At 57.3% G+C, this 18,598-nt stretch carries 16 protein-coding genes and 1 pseudogene; 12 read left to right on the forward strand and 5 right to left on the reverse strand.

Going from position 1 to position 18,598, the window contains the following annotated elements:
- Window positions 1–43 precede the first annotated feature (43 nt).
- The 5 genes and pseudogenes from CKW18_RS04205 (at window position 44) to CKW18_RS04225 (ending at window position 3,201) form a co-directional block, all read left to right on the forward strand.
- Window positions 44–598 (forward strand): cytochrome b, encoded by a 555-nt coding sequence (locus tag CKW18_RS04205; RefSeq protein WP_095187613.1) that lies wholly within the window; start codon window positions 44–46, stop codon window positions 596–598.
- A gap of 284 nt (window positions 599–882) precedes the next feature.
- Window positions 883–1,881 carry a hypothetical protein gene (locus tag CKW18_RS04210; RefSeq protein WP_095187614.1) on the forward strand — a complete coding sequence of 333 codons (999 nt, stop codon included), beginning with the start codon at window positions 883–885 and terminating at the stop codon, window positions 1,879–1,881.
- Window positions 1,882–2,065: 184 nt separating this feature from the next.
- A pseudogene (locus tag CKW18_RS30885) lies at window positions 2,066–2,278 on the forward strand (cytochrome B); the annotation flags it as partial.
- Window positions 2,279–2,492: 214 nt separating this feature from the next.
- Window positions 2,493–2,708, forward strand: a complete 216-nt coding sequence (locus tag CKW18_RS04220; RefSeq protein WP_095187615.1) for a DUF4287 domain-containing protein — start codon at window positions 2,493–2,495, stop codon at window positions 2,706–2,708.
- A gap of 13 nt (window positions 2,709–2,721) precedes the next feature.
- Window positions 2,722–3,201, forward strand: a complete 480-nt coding sequence (locus CKW18_RS04225; protein WP_095187616.1) for a GNAT family N-acetyltransferase — start codon at window positions 2,722–2,724, stop codon at window positions 3,199–3,201.
- Between the two features lie 279 nt (window positions 3,202–3,480).
- On the opposite strand, the gene CKW18_RS04230 is transcribed toward CKW18_RS04225, so the two are convergent.
- Window positions 3,481–4,218 (reverse strand): carbonic anhydrase, encoded by a 738-nt coding sequence (locus tag CKW18_RS04230; RefSeq protein WP_095187617.1) that lies wholly within the window; start codon window positions 4,216–4,218, stop codon window positions 3,481–3,483.
- 416 nt (window positions 4,219–4,634) lie between these two features.
- A complete protein-coding gene (locus tag CKW18_RS04235) occupies window positions 4,635–4,829 on the reverse strand; it encodes a hypothetical protein (protein WP_095187618.1) in 195 nt (64 codons plus the stop codon).
- Between the two features lie 576 nt (window positions 4,830–5,405).
- On the opposite strand from CKW18_RS04235, the gene CKW18_RS04240 reads away from it, so the two are divergent.
- The 4 genes from CKW18_RS04240 to CKW18_RS04255 all read left to right on the forward strand — a co-directional run bounded on the left by CKW18_RS04240 (window position 5,406) and on the right by CKW18_RS04255 (window position 8,768).
- Window positions 5,406–5,768: a DUF6124 family protein gene (locus CKW18_RS04240; RefSeq protein ID WP_095187619.1), complete on the forward strand. Its 363-nt coding sequence runs from the start codon at window positions 5,406–5,408 to the stop codon at window positions 5,766–5,768.
- A gap of 137 nt (window positions 5,769–5,905) precedes the next feature.
- The gene (locus CKW18_RS04245) at window positions 5,906–7,447 is read left to right on the forward strand and encodes a DUF2235 domain-containing protein (RefSeq protein WP_095187620.1); all 1,542 of its coding nucleotides are present in this window, start codon (window positions 5,906–5,908) and stop codon (window positions 7,445–7,447) included.
- Entirely contained in the window at window positions 7,447–8,100 is a 654-nt protein-coding gene (locus CKW18_RS04250; protein ID WP_095187621.1) for a DUF2931 family protein, read from the forward strand. Before CKW18_RS04245 ends, CKW18_RS04250 begins: the two co-directional genes overlap by 1 nt.
- Window positions 8,101–8,111: 11 nt before the next feature.
- Complete coding sequence (locus CKW18_RS04255; protein WP_095187622.1) at window positions 8,112–8,768, forward strand: DUF2931 family protein; 657 nt, start codon at window positions 8,112–8,114, stop codon at window positions 8,766–8,768.
- A gap of 195 nt (window positions 8,769–8,963) precedes the next feature.
- On the opposite strand, the gene CKW18_RS04260 is transcribed toward CKW18_RS04255, so the two are convergent.
- Genes CKW18_RS04260 through CKW18_RS04270 form a run of 3 tightly spaced genes read right to left on the reverse strand, consistent with a single transcriptional unit; the run spans window position 8,964 to window position 11,496 of the window.
- Window positions 8,964–9,443 (reverse strand): YbaK/prolyl-tRNA synthetase associated domain-containing protein, encoded by a 480-nt coding sequence (locus tag CKW18_RS04260; RefSeq protein WP_095187623.1) that lies wholly within the window; start codon window positions 9,441–9,443, stop codon window positions 8,964–8,966.
- A 16-nt stretch (window positions 9,444–9,459) separates the two neighbouring features.
- Window positions 9,460–10,218 carry a TSUP family transporter gene (locus tag CKW18_RS04265; protein ID WP_095187624.1) on the reverse strand — a complete coding sequence of 253 codons (759 nt, stop codon included), beginning with the start codon at window positions 10,216–10,218 and terminating at the stop codon, window positions 9,460–9,462.
- Between the two features lie 3 nt (window positions 10,219–10,221).
- Window positions 10,222–11,496 (reverse strand): TauD/TfdA family dioxygenase, encoded by a 1,275-nt coding sequence (locus CKW18_RS04270; protein WP_256586890.1) that lies wholly within the window; start codon window positions 11,494–11,496, stop codon window positions 10,222–10,224.
- On the opposite strand from CKW18_RS04270, the gene CKW18_RS04275 reads away from it, so the two are divergent.
- From CKW18_RS04275 to CKW18_RS04285, 3 genes are all read left to right on the forward strand, one after another.
- Window positions 11,417–12,349 (forward strand): LysR family transcriptional regulator, encoded by a 933-nt coding sequence (locus tag CKW18_RS04275; protein ID WP_095187626.1) that lies wholly within the window; start codon window positions 11,417–11,419, stop codon window positions 12,347–12,349. The two genes, CKW18_RS04270 and CKW18_RS04275, sit on opposite strands and share 80 nt — an antisense overlap.
- 534 nt (window positions 12,350–12,883) lie before the next feature.
- Window positions 12,884–14,041 (forward strand): HD-GYP domain-containing protein, encoded by a 1,158-nt coding sequence (locus CKW18_RS04280; protein WP_095187627.1) that lies wholly within the window; start codon window positions 12,884–12,886, stop codon window positions 14,039–14,041.
- 43 nt (window positions 14,042–14,084) lie between these two features.
- Window positions 14,085–18,464 carry a response regulator gene (locus CKW18_RS04285; RefSeq protein WP_095187628.1) on the forward strand — a complete coding sequence of 1,460 codons (4,380 nt, stop codon included), beginning with the start codon at window positions 14,085–14,087 and terminating at the stop codon, window positions 18,462–18,464.
- Window positions 18,465–18,598 lie beyond the last annotated feature (134 nt).

The following is an 18,598-nucleotide window of genomic DNA, read 5'->3' on the forward strand; positions in this document are numbered from 1 at the left end:
GACCGCTCCGACCGTCACACACGACAATCACGAGGCGCTACTTATGACCCGCGACAACGCCGTAAACCGTTATGGAAAACTTTCAATCACGATGCACTGGCTGATGCTGGCGCTGTTCGTCGGCGTTTACGCCTGCGTTGAAATCAAAGGCTACATGCCCAAGGGCAGCGAAGCGCGCGGCCTGCTGATGGGCTTTCACGGCCTGTTCGGCGCCAGCATCTTCGCCCTGGTGTGGATCCGCCTGCTTGGTCGCCTGACCCCGCGCCCACCGATCACCCCCAGACCCCCAGCCTGGCAGACCGGCATCGCGCACCTGATGCACCTGGCCCTCTACGGCCTGATGATCGCCACCCCGATCCTCGCCTGGCTGATGCTCGCCGCCGGCGACAAACCGTTCCCGTACTTCGGCTTCCACGTACCGGCCCCGGTCGCCATCGACCCGGACTTCGCCAAACGCCTGAAGTACTGGCACGAACTGATCGGCAGCAGCGGCTACTGGCTGATCGGCCTGCACGCAGTGGCGGGGCTGTTTCACCATTATTGGGTGCGCGATAACACGCTGGTGCGCATGCTGCCGGGCCGCACAGGCACACGCTGACCTCTTTGTGGGAGCGAGCCTGCTCGCGAAAGCGGTGTGTCATCCGATGATGATGTTGGCTGACACGACGCCATCGCGAGCAGGCTCGCTCCCACAGGTTTTTGCGGCGTCCGGTAGGGGGCAGTTGCCGGATCCGCACTTCGCGTCCACGCTTAGGCCTTGCCGACGCGCGCATGCTTGAATGTGTAAGGAGTTAAAAAGGGGCATCCCGCGAATTAAAAGACAACGGCCGTTTAATTAACTACTAGCATTGTGATCAGGACTGGATAGCAACGGACTTAGCTATGAAAAAGATCAGCATCGCTATTTTGATAATGGCCACCGCAGCCGGTAGTGCGCACGCCTTCAAATTAAACCCAATGAACAGATATATCGTTGCGCCCCAAGGTACTGCTGCAGATCATTTTTCGGAACCGGTACACGAAAGAATTACACGTTTGGCACGTGAGCGGTTTGTAAAACGCTGCGTTGAGGAAACCCCGAACGATGCTGTTTGCAAGTTAAACAGCAGTCCTGATGCCGTTATTCAAGACTCACTCATACGTGGCGTATGGTGGAATGATGACCCGAACCAAAGTCTCTATAGAATTTCAGCTTTGACTTGGGTGGGGCATATGTGGGATGCGAAGAGGCGAGCAAACAACTCTGCTTACACCATCGATTCAAGGTACAAGATGCATTACCGCAGCCATTACGGCGATATGCAGTTTTTACACTCAATGGCGTCGGCGGATGGCGAGAAAGCCGTCGATACAAAACAGAAAATCCTTATGTGGGCCGAGTTTGCCTATCGCATGGCGACGAATGAGCTGAAGCCTGCAACTCACTTTAAAGCTGTGAAAATAGAAAATCTGAACCGTTACTTTGCCCGTCAGGCGGATTGGCAACTTAGCTACATCATGCAGCCCAAGTACCATCTGGAAGACACCCCCAACGACTTTGCCGATCACGCGCTGGGTTCATTGCTGCATATGGTTGAAGACTCCTATTCTGCCGCTCATATCGAACGAGACTATGCAGCAACCAAAGCGTGCCCCACAGGGCATATTAAACGGTTTCTTGCCTATACACATCAGGACTCGGCAAAACACGGCGCCGCAGATACTTGGGCGGCATATAAAAGCTCAGGACAAGCCGAAATGCCAGTTGATGTCAGTGCGCAACTGATCTGGTTCGCCCGTCGTAAGGCCGATTGGGCAAAGGAAGTCGCACCTTATCTGGATAAAGTCGTGTACTGCACAGAAGAGGCCACGGAGGTCGCTGATTCGGGTATCTACCATTAGGGAAAGTAATCAGTTCGTTGTCATGCAGAAATAAACGAAGTGCGGTAGACGTGAGAGTCAGGAGGCTTAATCCTGGATTTTGATGTACCTCCACGTGATCTTTCTATCATTCTGCACTGGCGGATGCGGATGCGGATGCGGATGCGGATGCGGATGCTGTTCGTCGGCGCATTTGTCTGCGTCGAAACCACCGGCCTGGGAGATCTGCATCTCGCAGTTGATGCTCTTGGCCTTCTATGACCTGATGATCTCCACCCCGGACTTCGCCAAATGCCTGAAGTAGTGGCACGAACTGATCGGCAGCAGCGGTTACTGGCTGATTGGGCAGCACGCGCTGGCGGGGTTGTTTCATTATTATTGGGTGCGGATGTTGCCGGGGCGTACAGGCACACGCTGATCTCTTTGTGGGAGCGAGCCTGCTCGCGAAAGCGGTGTGTCATCCGATGATGATGTTGGCTGACACGACAACTTCGCGAGCAGGCTCGCTCCCACAGGTTTTTGCGGCGTCCGGTAGGGGGCAGTTGCCGGATCCGCACTTCGCGTCCACGCTTAGGCCTTGCCGACAAGGAGCGTCCGCCGACCCTCCGTCGCGAACCAACGGAGCGTGCAGCATGAGCGAAGACAACAAAGTAAAAGGCCCGGCGTCGTACTTCCCCTCCATCGAGAAAAAGTACGGCCAACCCATCGACCACTGGCTGACCCTGCTCGCCAGCGTCACCGACAAAAAGCACATGGTACTGGTGGCATGGCTCAAGGAAGAACACGGTATGGGCCACGGGCATGCCAATGCGCTGGTTGCGCATCATCTGGCCAGCGGCAAAAAGTGAGGGCAGGGCAGTGATGAATTTCTCCCACCGGCCAGTGACCGCCGACGACGTCAAAACCATTTGCGGCTTTCCTCAAGGCGAGCAAGAGCTGTTCTTCATGTTCCCGAAAGCAAACTTCCCGCTGACGGAAGAGCAGATGCACACCGCGATCAGCCAGCGCTTCGACTCCACGGCTTTTCTGGCAAACGGCGAGTTCGTCGGTTTCGCCAATTTCTACCGTGCTGAGTACGATGGCATCTGCTGCATCGGCAACGTCATCGTCGCGCCATACGCTCGTGGGCAAGGTGTCGCGCGATACATCGTCGAAACCATGACCACGCTGGGTTTCGAAAAATACCAAGCCAAGGAAGTGCAACTCTCCTGCTTCAACGAAAACACCGCAGGATTGTTGCTCTATCCGAAACTCGGCTTCATCCCGTTTTCCATCGAAGAACGACCGGCGCCGGGTGGCAGGCGATCAGCCCTGATCCACATGACACACCACAAAACCTGAGCAACCCGCGAAACCTGTGGGAGCCGGGCTTGCCCGCGAAGGCGTCCGCCCAATCCCCCATCACTTCCAGAACGAACCAGCCGGGAGCGCTCAGCGATCAGACTTCGTATCCATCGCATCCAGCTGGCACTCATCGTCGGTGCCTTCCAGGTGCTCCTTCGCAGTACCAGATGAGGTCGCCCGAGGTGAGCTGCGGCCACTGCGCAATTCAGAGGAAGACCTGCAGCCGTAGCGTTTGCAATCGAAAGCGGCCATGGCCAGGCTGACGATTATTTGTTTTCAGGTAAAGAACTCAACCTCTCCACCCATAAGCTTATAGATAGCGCCTACGATTTTTATTTTCCCATCCTGCTCAAGCTTGTTCAGGGTCGGGCTATGTTGACGGATATCGGCCATCGTCATTTTGATGTTGGTGCGGGCAACGGAATCGACAAACTCATAGTTGTCAGCTGTACGCTCACCTTCGTATACCGTTTCAGCAATTGCCGGTTTGATTTTGCTCAACAATCCAGTCAGGTTTCCCAGTTCGGCATTGGCAATTGCACCCTTCACTGCACCACAGGAGGTATGCCCCATCACCACTACTACCTTGGCCCCTGCTAGAGCACAGGCAAATTCCATACTGCCGAGAATGTCTTCGTTTTCCACATTGCCAGCCACGCGGCAGTTAAACGTTTCACCAATACCGGCATCCAGCAGGATTTCCGCCGGGGCGCGCGAATCAATACAGCTTAAAATTACCGCTGACGGATACTGCCCGTTTTGACTGGCGCGCTTTTGCGCCAAATAGTCATGCTTCTGCCTTTTGCCTTCACGGAAACGCAGATTGCCGGATCTCAGGCTTTCAATGACCTCATCCGGCGTCATTTTATCTCGCTCTTCTTTGCTGAGCGCTGCAGCAAAAGAGACTGAAGGCATAGTTAATCCGGCCACTCCAGTAATCGTTAATGCTGAAAGGGCCGCTCCGCGCTTGAGCAGCATGCGGCGGGATGGGTGTTGCGGGTCAGCTTTATTCATTGTTCATTTCCTGGATTGTGGCAGTGGGACAAATTAACCCAAGATGCAGAATGCCGTCAGCAGTATTTTCGAAAACACGAAAATGTCGATCGAAGAGGTTACCTGGGAAGAAGCTTCTGAGCGGAGGTGGTAGGACTTATGGTGGTATCCAGGGCCACTCCGAAAAGGGTGAAGCTGGGATCAAAAGCAGCAGCATTCAGCCACCTTGTCGTGGTGGGTGCGAATGCCATCTGGGGCGACCGGCGTTCAGCAGCTGCCGAAGTCGAATCGATGCTGCGCTCAGCGCAGAGCGCAACCAACCCGACCCACCTCGGCAAATTCAATTGAGTTTCAAGTTTTGCATCGAGCCGCGGCGCCTGCCTGAGCCTGTAAACCACCCGCCGTGCGCAGTTGGCTCGACCCTGCGGCCGTCGCACTTAGCGATCGTACTTTGTAATCATCTTTTCCAGCTGTTTGACAATTGCAGGGTCGCGCCCCTTGAATTCGTTTTGGAACGCTTGCTGGGCAGCTTCATCCGCGTCGAAGATGTTGTCCGAAAAACCGCGGCCTTCAGGCGTTTCGGCAAAAATGCTCTGGGCCTGCCCGCGATGACGCAGGCCCAGCCCCCGCAAGTCCCAAACCGACCACAAATCCCTGTGGGAGCGGGCTTGTCCGCGAAGACGTCAGCCCGACCAAAAACGCTCCCAAGTCTGGTCCGGCCGATGTAGGAGTGAGCCTGCTAGCGATGGCACCGACCCAGCCCCCGCAAGTCCCAAGCCGACCATAAATCCCTGTGGGAGCGGGCTTGCTCGCGAAGACGTCAGCCCAGTCACCTGATCAACCTCTGACCGAAATAAACAATAAAAGCACCACTGTTTAAACGAAGCCTCAAGTAACCACCGAAACCCTACAACGCCTTGCGCCGTTACCTACGACTAAGCCAGAATCCGCCGGCTTGTGCGTCTAGGTCGCGGGTTCTATCGTTTGTCGGTCACTGAAAAACAGTGATCGGGTTTGGTAGCCCGCCATAACTAGTCGCATCGCGCACCGTTCGCAGACCCCGTCGGGTCTCTGCTCAATGGTGGTCATGCGCAGGACACCTTCGGGTGTGCCGGGTCCTAGTTACCGGTCTACCAACCCGCGTATGGCCGCCACCCTTCGTTTGGTAGCGAAGGTGAAGGCTCCTTTTATTAACTAGGAGTTTCACCATGTTCAAACCAACACCCAACCCGCCAGAAACCGACCCCACATCCCCCTACGAACCCCCCGATTCCAGGAAATTTCACGAAGCCGCCGAACGCGCCCTCGACCACTACCTCAAGCCTGCCGACCACATCATGGCCAGCACCAACGAGCCCGAGCGCATGTACTTCGCCAACCCGAAGTACGACACCGAATCGCTGCTCGCCAACGCCAGCGAAACCCTCGGCTCCGCCAGCGAAATGCTCAACAACTTCGCCGCCATACTCAGCACCTCCCACCGCAAAAACGCGCTGGGCATCGCGCAAGTCGTAATGCTCGCCGAACTGGCCGTAAACCAGGCTCTCGATAAAGTCGAAATCCCCAAGTAACCCCCACCACGACGAGGGGAAACCCTCGTCACGCTACGCGGTCTCAACCCAGGCTGGCACACGGCCACGCCTGCGCCCCCCAGCCTCGGCTGTCACCCTTCGGCCCGTTCTCAAGGATCAGAACAAGGAATCACGGATTGAGCGGCTACGTCCCCAACCCCCCGAAAAACCGTCGCTACGAAGAAGCCAAACCCGTCGATATCCACGCCCAGCACTGGGCGGAATACGAAAAACACGGGAAAGAACCCGCGCCCGAGCCTGAGAAAATCGGCATCGCGCTGCGGATTGGGGTTTTCTTTGATGGCACGGGTAACAACGCGAATAACGCCGCCGCAGGTTTGCTTTGTGGCGCGCATCATCCGATTGCTGCCAAAGATATCGATGCTAGCTGCAAGCCGTATATGAGCGATCCGGATAGCAGTTACGGTAATGACGTTAGCAATGTGAAAAGGCTGAGTGATCTGTATGACGCTCCTGAAGTAGCCGAAGGCGAGGGGCTGCGAAAGCAGGCATTCCGTATGGTGTATGTCGAAGGCATCGGTACCCGATCAGGTGAAGAAGACAGCACCCTGGGAGCTGGCGCCGGGCGCGGGGAAACAGGTGTTGCCGGTCGCGTTCAATCTTCGTTTGTGCTCATCGAACAACGTATCAATGAAGCAGTGAAAGAAAATCCGGGGAGTGAAATTGTCTCATTGACCTTCGACACTTTCGGATTCAGTCGCGGCGCGGCAGCCGCTCGGCACTTCGCAAATGAGATCGTGCGTGGCAAACAAGGCCCGCTGGGCGAAATCTTACGAAGTAATTCTGATGTCTTCAGTTCGTCCTTCGTTGATCAATACCACAGCGATATCAATATGGGCTTCATAGGTTTGTTCGACACGGTGCCGTCAATTGCTGGCTGGTCCAATTTGGGCAACATCAAAAGCGCTGTAGCACCAGGTATCAGGCTTTACCTCGACCGACGCTTTTTCACCGATGTTGTCCAACTGGTTGCTCGGGATGAATGCAGAGGTAATTTTGCCCTCAGTCGCGTGGCGATGGACCATCCAGAAATTGTCCTGCCCGGTGTGCACTCCGATATTGGTGGTGGCTACCTCGAAGAGGCTGAAGAGTGCGTACTCATCAGCCCAATGCAAACTCTTGAGGTGTCCATTAATACGGATGTCGCCACCACATCGATCTACCAGGATGCGGTGAAGGTGAGAAGCCAGTGGCTAAGCAAAGGCTGGCCCTCCGAAATGCTGGAGATCGTTACACCACCGGCACTCCTGATGCCAATCGACCCGCAAGATCGATTGGGTCCACGCGTTAAGCGAGTCTATGCTGCCTTGCAGCTAAAACGGCCGGTGAGCGGAATGCTGGCTAGAGTTTGCCTGCGCGTAATGCATCAACAGGCAAAAGCCAAGGGAGTGCGTTTCAACGATATTCCCGAGACCCCTGAGTTTGTAATTCCTGCAGAACTTCAATCCATGTGCGATCGATTTGTCTCTGGTGACTACAGCACCACGCTGGAAGAGGAGCAAGTGCTCCAGCTAAAGTACATTCATACATCCGCGAACTGGAACCACCCACTTGGGCGAAGAGATGGAAGTGGCTTGCGGGCTGTATATATCAACGCCCCCACGGCAGATGCAATTCGAATAAAACATCCACATGTACCTGACTGGACGCTTTGGTAATGAAGTTATTCGCAACCTTGCTTTGCATACTGTTTGTTGCTGGTTGTCACGCTGACCCGCTATCAGCAAAAAACGACCCCAAATCCCCATGGTGGGAACTCGGCTTTACCGAGCCTAGATATATGAAAGTCTGGGTTGAGGACACCTCCGTCGAAGACATCAAAGGAAAGACGCTCCTACACACTGGCGGCGGATCCGCCTCGGGCGGGCAGCCAGAAGACGGAACAGAGTCTGCGCGAGGCTGGCACGGCTTGGGCAGCTCCGCCAAAGCGGTGGTGGGCGCTGATCTCCCCAAACGAATCTTCGTTCGCTGGCAATCCATCGTAGAGCCTCAAACCTATAGTGTTTGGATCGATATACCCGAAGAAGCCAGGCAATTGATGCTGACTTCGGTCAACCAACGCTGCTCGAAAACGCCAGAGAAAAGAGCTACCTATGTTTCTTCGGTTTATCTGGGCTTGGCGCCCGGTGGCGTTGTGCAAGTGTGGGTAAGAGACTCATGTCACGATCCGGTCAAAGTCGCGAAAGCTCAGGCCGAAATCGAGCCGTTGGGGCCGAGTCAGGGGAAAACCCAAGGACGATATGCGTATCCCGTCAGTGAAAAGTCGAAGCGCTATATCGAGAAGTGGGGCATTCCTTACGGAAGTTGGTAGACGATAAACCAATGAAATTAAGCATCACGCTGCTATGCATATTGTTCTTGGCCGGTTGCCAATCTGCAGATCCGCTATCAGGCAAAAACGATCCCAAAGCCGAGTCGTGGGAACTCGCGTTCACCGAACCTTATTACATGAAGGTGTGGGTTGAAGACAGCGCCGTCGAGGATATAAACGGCAAGCTGTTCAAGCGCACGGGAGGAGGTACGGCCGCAGGCGGGGAACCGGAAAATGGAAAGGAATCCGCCCGAGGCTGGCATGCTGTGGGCGCTGCCTCAAAAGCGGTGATCGGCGTTGATCTGCCCAAACGCATTTACGTGCGCTGGCAATCCATTGTCGAACCGCAGACTTATAAGGTTTGGGTGGATGTGCCTGAGGAGGCTAGGCAAATGATGATGGCTTCCGTTAATCAGCGATGTCCTGAAACTCCAGAGGAACAGGCCAGCTATAGCGCGTCTATCTACTTGGGCTTGGCTCCCGGTGGCGTTGTGCAGGTTTTTGTTCGGGATTCATGCCATCGCCCGACCAAAGTGGCAAAGGCCCAAGCCGAGATCGAACCGTTAGGCCCTGGTCAGGGCAAGAACCAAGGGCGTTACGCGTACCCGGTCAGTGAAAAATCCAAGCGCTATATCGAGAAGTTCGGCATCCCTTACGGAAGTTGGTAAGCGGTGGACCAATGAAGCTAAGCATCACGCTGCCATGCGTCGAAAGGAGCCTTTCGTGAATGGCGACTATTGCCCGATTGCCCTCGTCCCCGAAAAGCCGCTTCTCGCCGATGGCTACAGCCCAGGAGACTGATTTATTTTCAAGATCGGTTTTTTAAGAAGTTTGAAAATAAATCCGTCCCTGAAAACATCTGCTCAAGCCTGGCTGATATCCAGCAATCGAGGCATGGCAATCGCCAGATAATCCTTCGTATCGAGCACCATCGACGCGTCCAGCCGGCCCGCGTTGAAGGCTATTTCAGCGTAGCCAGTGGTCAAGGCCGGATCGACGATCAATTGAATCCGCTCATCGAAAACAAAAGGAGGGATGGCGCCGATCCGGCAACCGGTCAGTTCCATGGCGGTTTCGGCCTTTACCAGCTCGGCTTTTTTTCCGCCCAGGGCCGCGCCGACTTTCTTCATGTCCAGCTTCTGGTCGCCCGGCAGGATCACCAGGGCATAGGGTTCGGCCTGACCCTTGAGGGAGCAAAGCATGGCCTTCGCGCCCTGGCCGGGCTCGGTGCCACGGATTTCGGCGACGCGCGCCGACTGGCCCTCGGCATCGTGCATCAACACCCGGTAGGAGGCTGAGCGGGCATCGAGTAGTGCCACGAGGCGATCGAACATGGGGTGCATGGAGTTTTCCTCTGGTTTACAGGAACAGGTCGTAGGACAGTTTGCTGATCAGAATCACCAGCAACACCAGGAACAGAGCCCGGACAAAGGGCACGCCTTTATGAACCGCCAGCCAGGTGCCGGTGAGCGCGCCCAGGATGTTGAATGCCGCCATGGGGATTGCGATCAGGTAGAGCACGTTACCCGTCGGAATGAAGAACATCAGTGCCGCTACGTTGGTCGCGATGTTCACTAGCTTGGCCGATGCCGAGGCATGAAGAAAGTCAAAGGCGAAGCAGCGGATAAACAGGAAGATCAGGAAGCTGCCAGTGCCGGGACCGAACAGACCATCGTAGAAACCGATGGCACCGCCGATGATGATCGCCAGCAGTTTTTCCTTGGTACCGATGCGCATGGGTTTGTGCAGGGCGCCGAAATCCTTTTTCCAGAAGGTGTAGATCGCCATCAGTACGATCAACACCAGCACCGCCGGCCGGATCATCGACTGGGGTACGAACGACACCGTGGCGGCTCCGAAGAAGGCCATGACAAAAGCCGCGCAGGCGGCGGGGATCACAAGACCCCAGTCGATCACCACCTTGCGCACGAAGGACCGGGCCGCGAATGCGGTGCCGCAGGCGGCCGCGACCTTATTGGTACCCAGCAGTGCCGCCGGTTGAGCGGTGGGCAGCACGTTGAACAGTGCGGGAATCTGGATCAGTCCGCCGCCGCCCACCGCCGCATCGATCAGGCCGGCGGCGAAGGCGAACACGCAAAGGATGACAATATCGACCATGAATCAGGCTCTGACTATATAGGGTTGATCTGGGTCCAGCGGCACCACGCGTGCCGGATCATTGACCCCGAAGACACGTAACATCCAGCGATCACGGCCGTCGTAGCGGGGTGTAAAACCATCCCGGGCATGCAGGGTTTGCTGGTTCTTGAAGATCAGCATGTCGCCGGGTTGCAGCAGTATGTGGTGCACGACATCGGCATGATTGGCGGCGGCGGCGAACAGTTGGAGGGCGAACTGCGCATTGGCGCAGGTCGTTTCGACACTCGCTTTGTTGTAGCGGCAATACAGGCCATCGGTTGCGCTTCTGTACAGCAAGGGCACGTTTTCCAGCACATTCCCGTGTTTGCCGAAGGAGGCAGGCCGGCGAACGGTGAATTTCGGCCGTGACATTTCTTCTTCGACCCAGGTCGGCAGAATGGCCAGCACCTCGTCAATGGCGACGATGCGCGTCGGTACGTCGAGCTCGCAGCGCAGGCCGGTCAGGGTCAGGTACTCCGGACAGGCCGACAACTGCGAGACGGGTTCGCAGGTCAAAGGCAGGTGAGGGTTGTCGACATGCATGTCCAGATCCGCGCGCGAGCCATAGGAGCTCTTTTCGGTCTCTCGCTTTTGCTTGGGCGAAACGTGACGGAACACGGTGTCGCTGCTTTCACCCTCGTACGCCAGCGGACGGGTTTGCAGCGTTTGCAGCACGGACAAAATAGCCCCGGCCAGCGTCGACAGGTTCTCGATACCCGGCTCCAGGTCATAGGGCGTGGCGGGCAGTTGCGGGTCCAGCGGCAGCCCCCTGACGATCATCGCCACTTCACGGGACTTTGGAAAATTGCGTAGCTGCTGAATTTTCTCGGTGGCCAGGACACTTTCCAGCAACTGACCCAGGACCGGCATGTGGCGGATACCCGAGGCGCTATCGGTCACGTCCAGCGATGCCAGACCGGCCTGAAGTGTGCGTTGTTCTTCGAGCGACAGATGAATTTGCGGTATCTCCCGCCGGATCGACGTCACTGATTGTTTTTCCAGCCATTCATGAATGACTTCATCAACACAAGCTGCAGCTTTCCCGATTTCTATATCCAGCTTCGACACGTCCGTGCGCTCCTGTTTGCCCAATCCTTGTGGGTTGAACGGGAAGGTTAACGGAAGGGACTTTTTTGTGTTGCAATGCCGCGTTGTGAAAAGTGCAATGAGGTGGACAGTGGCATTGAATATGTTGGGGGAACTTGAAGCCTTCGCGACCGTGGCTCGCAAGCGCAGCTTCGTCGCCGCGGCACGCACGCTGGGGCGCTCCCCCAGCGCACTGACCCGCGCCGTTCAAGCCCTGGAGGAAAGTGTGGGGCTCAAGTTGTTCATTCGCTCGTCCAATGCCGTGAGCTTGACCGAAGCGGGTGAATGCTTATTGCCCCACGCGTACAAAATGCTCGATCTGCAACGTGAGGTGGATGAAGACCTGGCCGGCCTCAGCGGCCTGGCCTCCGGCTGGATCCGTTTTTCCGCCCCCGAGCTTCTCGGGCACGGGGTATTGCCCCGGTTGATCGCGCAATACTGCGAGCGTTATCCAGACGTAAAAATCGATGTGATTTTCACCGATGAGATCATTGACCCGGCCAAGAGCAAGCTGGACTTCTCGATTCGCGGCGCGTTTCCACAATCCAGCGAATTGATCGGCTTTGCGCTCTGGAGTTACTCACGTTATCTGTATGCCAGCCCCGACTACCTGGAGCGCAACGGCATGCCCGACTCCATCGAGGCACTGGAGTCGCACTCGCTGATCCTGCACACGGCGCCACGGATTCTCAAGGATTGGAATTTTCGCAGTGAGCAGCAGGCCATCAGCTTTCGGGTTCACCCAAAATTTCGTTTCAGCTCCGGTCTGGCGGTATTCCAGGCAGCCCTGGCAGGCGTCGGGATCGCCCGCTTGGCGGACTGGATGGCGGAGCCCGAAGTGGAAGCGGGGCGCCTGTGCCGGGTTTGTCCTGAGTACAAACTCACCTCCAGCAGCGGCGAGAGCCCACAGATGCACGCGGTATACCCGGCCGGAAATTTGCCGCTGCGGGTGAAGGCATTGATGGAGATGATCCGTGACTTGGGTGAAAGCCTCGAATGTAAACGCGGCTCAGCACTGATATGAGGTTACGGGGCGTTTAGCCCAGCCCGGTTACTGTGCAGTTGATCAGACGCTGACACGCTGAAACCCACCCTCGGCTACCGCAGACGAGCATCGACGAGCTGCTACGCCGAGGTTTTGTATTAGAGCGTCATTGACGCGATGGGGCTATCGACGCCAGCAATGGGGGAAACGCCGGAAAATGCCGCCCCATGTCGGCGCAGTCGCTGACGGAGCGTAGTTCCCCAAATACCAATGCTCACTGTGGGAGCGAGCCTGCTTGCGGCGGCGTAGTGTCAGCCAACATCAATGGAAGCGCTGAGCTCATCGCGAGCACACTGGGTTTTTGATGTTTACGGGACGGCGTCATGAGCGCTTGGCCGATTGTTGCGTCCACCGGTTGAATCCACAGCCAATAGCAGACATTCGATTGAGTGCCTCTTCGAACCAACCTGCCGATCTTCAGCTAGCGATTGCGGCGTTTCTAGCTACGCTTGCCAGCAAGAGAATGGCGTAAGTACGCCAGCTCTTGAATTGCGGACTCGGGAGCCAACATACATGGATAGCATGCAGGACGTTTACCCATCAGCTACCGTTCTGGTGGTCGACGATACACCCGATAACCTGATGCTGATCGCAGAGTTGCTCAAGGACAAATATCGGGTCAAGGCCGCCAACAGCGGCGAAAAGGCCCTGCGCCTGCTACAGGCAGACCCGCTTCCCGACCTGATCCTGCTGGACATCATGATGCCGGGCCTGTCCGGTCATGACGTTGCCGAGCAGCTCAAGCTTGACGCTCGCATTCGCCACATACCGATCATTTTCCTGACCGCCATGACCGCTATGGAGGACGAGATTCGCGGCTTGAGCCTCGGTGCTGCGGATTACATTACCAAGCCGATCATTCCCCCGGTTCTAATGGCCAGGGTCGAGACTCAGATCAAGCTCAAGGCCGTTGCCGATTTCCTGCGCAATCAGAACGATTTTCTGGAGCAGGAAGTGCAACGGCGCACCCGCGAGGTGATCGCCATCCAGGATGTCACGATCCACGCCATGGCCTCGCTGGCTGAAACCCGTGATAACGAAACCGGCAACCACATTCGCCGCACCCAGCACTACATCAAACGCCTGGCTGAACTGTTGCGCAATCACCCGCGCTTCCGGGACTTCCTCGACGAGGACACCATCAAACTGCTCTTCAAATCGGCACCGCTGCACGATATCGGCAAGATTGGCATTCCTGATCGCATCCTGCTGAAACCGGGACGGCTGACCGCCGAAGAGTTCGAGATCATGAAAACCCACACCACATTGGGACGCGACGCCATCCAGCACGCCGAGGATCAGTTGGGAATAAACGTCGACTTCCTTCATCTGGCCAAGGAAATTGCCTACGGCCACCAGGAAAAATGGGATGGCAGTGGCTATCCACAAGGCGTGGCCACCGATGACATCCCGATCAGCGCCCGATTGATGGCCGTGGCGGATGTCTACGATGCGCTGATCAGTCGCCGCGTGTACAAGCCCGGCATGCCCCACGAGCAAGCGGTGAAAATCATCCGCGAAGGCCGGGGCTCGCATTTTGATCCGGACATCTGTGACGCGTTTCTCACCAATGCCGAACAGTTTCGCGTAATTGCCGAGCGATTTGCCGACAGCGACCAGGACATGGCCAGGCAGTTAGCCCTGCTTGAGCAAATTGCTGATCGTCCCTGAGCCCCGCGCATCACTCTGCACATCCAGCTGAAAGAGGCCGTTTATGAACAGACTGTTCGAGATGCTCGAGCGCCTGTCCCTGCGCAGCAAATTGATCATCGGCTTCGCGGCGTTGATGACATTGATCCTGATACTCGGCGTGCAAAGCCTGCGCACCCAGTATTCGCTCAGGCATGAAATGCAGCAGCTGTACCAACAGGATCTTGCCGGTATCCAGCATGTGCAGGAAGTTCGGGTGCAACTACCGCATCTGTTGCTGGCCATGCAACGGGCGATCGCGACCAATAACGCCGACATCCGCATCAGCGCCAGGGCGCAGATGGACCACGCCCAAGAGCGCCTCCTCGAAGCGTTGGCGCAGGTGCGTCCAACACTGCGCAGACAGAGCAGCATCAGCAGCCTGCTGGAATTCGAACGGGTATTACAGCGTCTGCAAAAAGATGGCGATGAAGCGTTGGAGTTCGCCGGCAAGGGTTCCTTGGGTCAGGCCTTGATGTTGCTCAACAGTAAGGATTTTCTTGCGTTGGAACAGGGCGGCGACGGGTTGCTCAACCAGATCGAGAAAAACAAGGAAGCCGACATCCACGATACGGCGAAGAACCTCGCTGAGTATGCCCAGCGCAGCAGCATGATCACCTATATCTTGCTGTTGGGCGGTTCAACGTTGGCTTTGCTGTTGACCTGGCTGGTCAGCTATTCCATTCGTGTGCCGCTCAACCGCGTCCGCGTGGCGGTTGATGAATTGGCGTCGGGCAAGCTGGACAGCCAGATCCCCCACACCGACCTGCGCAACGAAACCGGCGACTTGGCGCGGGCCATTGCCACGCTGCAAGTGGAGGCTTGTCAACTTGAACGCCAGCGTTGGGTGAAAGGCCATGCCTCGCTCCTGCAAGTGGATCTGCAACAGGCAGAAACGCCACATCAGTTGGCCCAGGCTTTTTTCAGCCGCATCGCGCCCCGTTTGGGCATATGCCAAGGGGCGCTTTACGTGCTTTATGAGGGCGCTTCGCGCCTGCAATTAGTCGGCGGTTATGCGGTGGACAGTGAGCACCCGTTGCCCGCCGAGCTTGAACTCGGTGAGGGGTTGCTTGGCCAGTGCGCACTGGATCGCCAACCCCGTCAGCTTGAGGATCTGCCCGAATCGTTCTGGCATGTGCGCGCGCAGTTGGGCGCAGCAGCCGCCAGCCATCTGATGGTGCAGCCGGTGCTGCGTGGCGAGCGCCTGCTCGGGGTTGTGGAAATGGCTGGCTTTCACTCGCTGGAGGAGAAAGAGGCGTTGCTCTTGCAAGAAGTCCTGCCCAGGCTGGCCGGTGCGATGGCCATTATGGAACGCAGCGAGGCAGCCCAAGCGCTGCTGCAGGAAACACGGCGCCAGGCTGACGAAATGGGCGCGCAAACCTTGCTGCTGGAACACCAGGCCAGAGAGCTGGAGGCCCAGCAGGCAGAACTGCGCGCCACCGAGGCCTGGTACCGCGGCATCATCGAGGCAGCACCGGACGGCATGTTGGTGCTGGGAGCCGACGGCCGCATCCTGATGACCAACCCGCAAATGGACACCTTGTTTGGTTACGCCACCGGCGAGCTGATTGGCGCCAGCATCGAGCGTCTGGTACCGCAGGCTGCCCGCGAGCGGCATGTCAGGTTACGCGACGGCTTCATTGCCAGCGGCGGAACCCGGCAGATGGGCGGCGATCTGGACGATTTGAGCGGAGTACGCAAAGACGGCAGCCTGTTCTCTGTGGAAATCGGCCTTTCCCATTTGCCCCGCCTCGAGGGGCGTGGCGTCTGTGTGTGTGCCTCGGTGCGCGACGTGAGTGAACGCCGGGCGATGGGAGCCAGGCTGCGAATTGCCAGCGATCGCCTGAACCTGGCACAAGAGGCCGGTGACATCGGGTTATTCGACGTCGATCTGGTCAGCGGCACAAACTATTGGACTCCCCAGCTTGAAACACTATTCGGACTTGAGCCTGGCGGCTTCGGTGGTTCGTTGGCGCACTGGAAGGCGCTGGTGCATCCCGAGGATGTGGCGCGAGTCAGCAGCACGTTCGAGAACGCCGTTCAGAGTGGCGATGATCGCGTCGAGTTCGACTTCCGGATCGTGCGTAAAAACGATGGGCAGGTGCGCACGTTCCGCTCGCTGAATCGCTTCTCACGCACGCCTGACGGCAAGCCATTGCGCGCAACCGGCATCAACATCGACGTCACCGCACTGGCAGAGGCTAGGGCTGCAGCGGAAGAGGCCACGCTGGCCAAGAGCGAGTTCCTCGCCAACATGAGCCATGAGATCCGAACACCGATGAACGCCATCATCGGCATGAGCCACTTGGCGCTGCGTACAGAACTGGATAAACGCCAGCGCAACTACATTGAAAAGGTGCACCGATCAGCGGAGAACCTGCTGGGAATCATCAACGACATCCTCGACTTCTCCAAGATCGAGGCCGGCAGGATGAGCCTCGAACACGTGCCTTTCCGCCTGGAGGACGTATTCGACAGCTTCACCTCGATGATTGGCCTGAAGACCGAGGACAAGGGCCTGGAGTTGTTGCTCCAGATCCCGCCCGACTTGCCCACGGCACTGCTGGGCGATCCTCTGCGGTTGGGGCAAGTGCTGATCAACCTGGGCAACAACGCAGCCAAATTCACCGAGCACGGCGAGATCGTGGTCGGTGTGGAAGAAGTGGGGGCGCACACGGACAGTGTGCAACTGCATTTTTGGGTCCGCGACACAGGCATTGGCATGACCGTCGAGCAGTGTTCACGCCTGTTTCAGTCATTCAGCCAGGCGGACAGTTCGATCACCCGCAAATACGGTGGCACCGGGTTGGGGCTGTCTATCTCGAAGAAACTGGTGGAGCTGATGGCCGGCCGAATCTGGGTCGAAAGTGAACCGGGGATCGGCTCTACATTCCATTTCCAGGTGCAACTCGGCGTGCAGCAAAACGTTCTGCCGCGTCGCATGTTCAAAGCCGGCGAACTGCTTGGTATGCGGGTACTGGTCGTGGATGACAACACCAGTGCCCGTGAAATTCTCTCGGGCATGGCACGCAGCTTTGGCCTGGAAGTGGATGTCGCGCAGAGCGGTAGTCTGGCGCTGCGCATGTTGGCCGACGCCGAGCACAAGGTATTGCCTTACGATCTGGTCTTGATGGACTGGCGGATGCCCGGCATGGATGGCATGGAGGCCGTGAGCAGAATGCATTCCGCCAGTCTGATGCGCACACCATCGGTCATCATGGTGACCGCTTTTGGCCGCGAAGAAGCCCGCGAAGAAGCCGAACGCCAGGGCCTCCAGTTGCCGGTGATACTGACCAAACCCGTTACGCCGTCCTCGTTACTCGAAGCCATCGGTGTCGTGCTGGGCAGAGAGACGAACAGCGATACTCGGGCTGGCGAACGCTCCCTACAGAATGCCGATACCGTCGCCAGTCTCAAGGGAGCGCGGCTGCTTCTGGTCGAAGATAACGAACTGAATCAGGAATTGGCCAGCGAGCTGCTGGAAAGTGTCGGAATACGCTTGCGACTCGCCACGCACGGCCAAGAGGCCTTGGATATCCTCGCCGAGGATGGCGACTTCGATGGCGTGCTGATGGATTGCCAGATGCCGGTGATGGATGGCTACACGGCCACCCGGCAGATTCGCCAGCAACCGCGCTTCAGCACGCTGCCAGTGATCGCCATGACCGCTAACGCTATGGACGGTGACCGCGCGCGCGCGCTCGAATGCGGCATGAACGACCATATCTCCAAGCCACTCAATGTCGAAACCATGTTCGCCACAATGGCAAAATGGATCAAGCCACGAGCCGCTCAAGCACCGCTGAACGCAGTCTTTGCCGATGGCTTGCCAGATCGTCTTGAGGGCATTGATCTGGCGGCGGGTCTCGCCACCTGCATGGGGCGGCGGGATCTCTACTTACGTCTGCTCTGCAAGTTTCGCGATACTCAGACAGACTTTGCCGGGCAATTCCAGGCCGCACGAATCGATCCGGATCCTGGTGCCGCGGGACGGCTGGCGCACAGTTTGCGCGGCACCGCCGGCAACATCGGCGCCAAGGCTGTGGCGCAGGCTTGCACGTTGTTAGAACAGGCCTGCCAGAACGGCGAGCCGGCTACGGTAGTGCAAGCGCTAGCGATGCAGGTCGAGCATTGCTTGCTCCCGACCCTGGCGGCTCTGGCCGACCTTAAAACAAACACACCGGCCTCCATGGATGGCTACCCGCTGGACGACTCGGCAATCAGGGAGCAACTGAGCAGGCTTATTGTTCTTTTGGACGAAGGTGATACGGCGGCTTCGGACGTGCTGGTGGCACTGCGCAATATGCCACTCGATCGAGCGTTGGCAGAACGGCTGGCACTCGCCGCGGCGCAGGTGGAACTGTTCGACTTTGATCGCGCCTTGCAGCTCATTCAGGATAAATGAGTTGGGTAGCAGGTAGCCGCTAACCATTAACTGCAGTTGACCGCTACTGGCCGTTTTTTGCCTGTCACCAACGGCAGCAACCGACCCAAAGCAGACCTTCAAAGCTCCCAACGATTAGCCGATTGCTTCCTGTT

The organism is Pseudomonas sp. Irchel 3E19, assembly GCF_900187585.1.
Taxonomy (GTDB): Bacteria; Pseudomonadota; Gammaproteobacteria; order Pseudomonadales; family Pseudomonadaceae; genus Aquipseudomonas; species Aquipseudomonas baetica.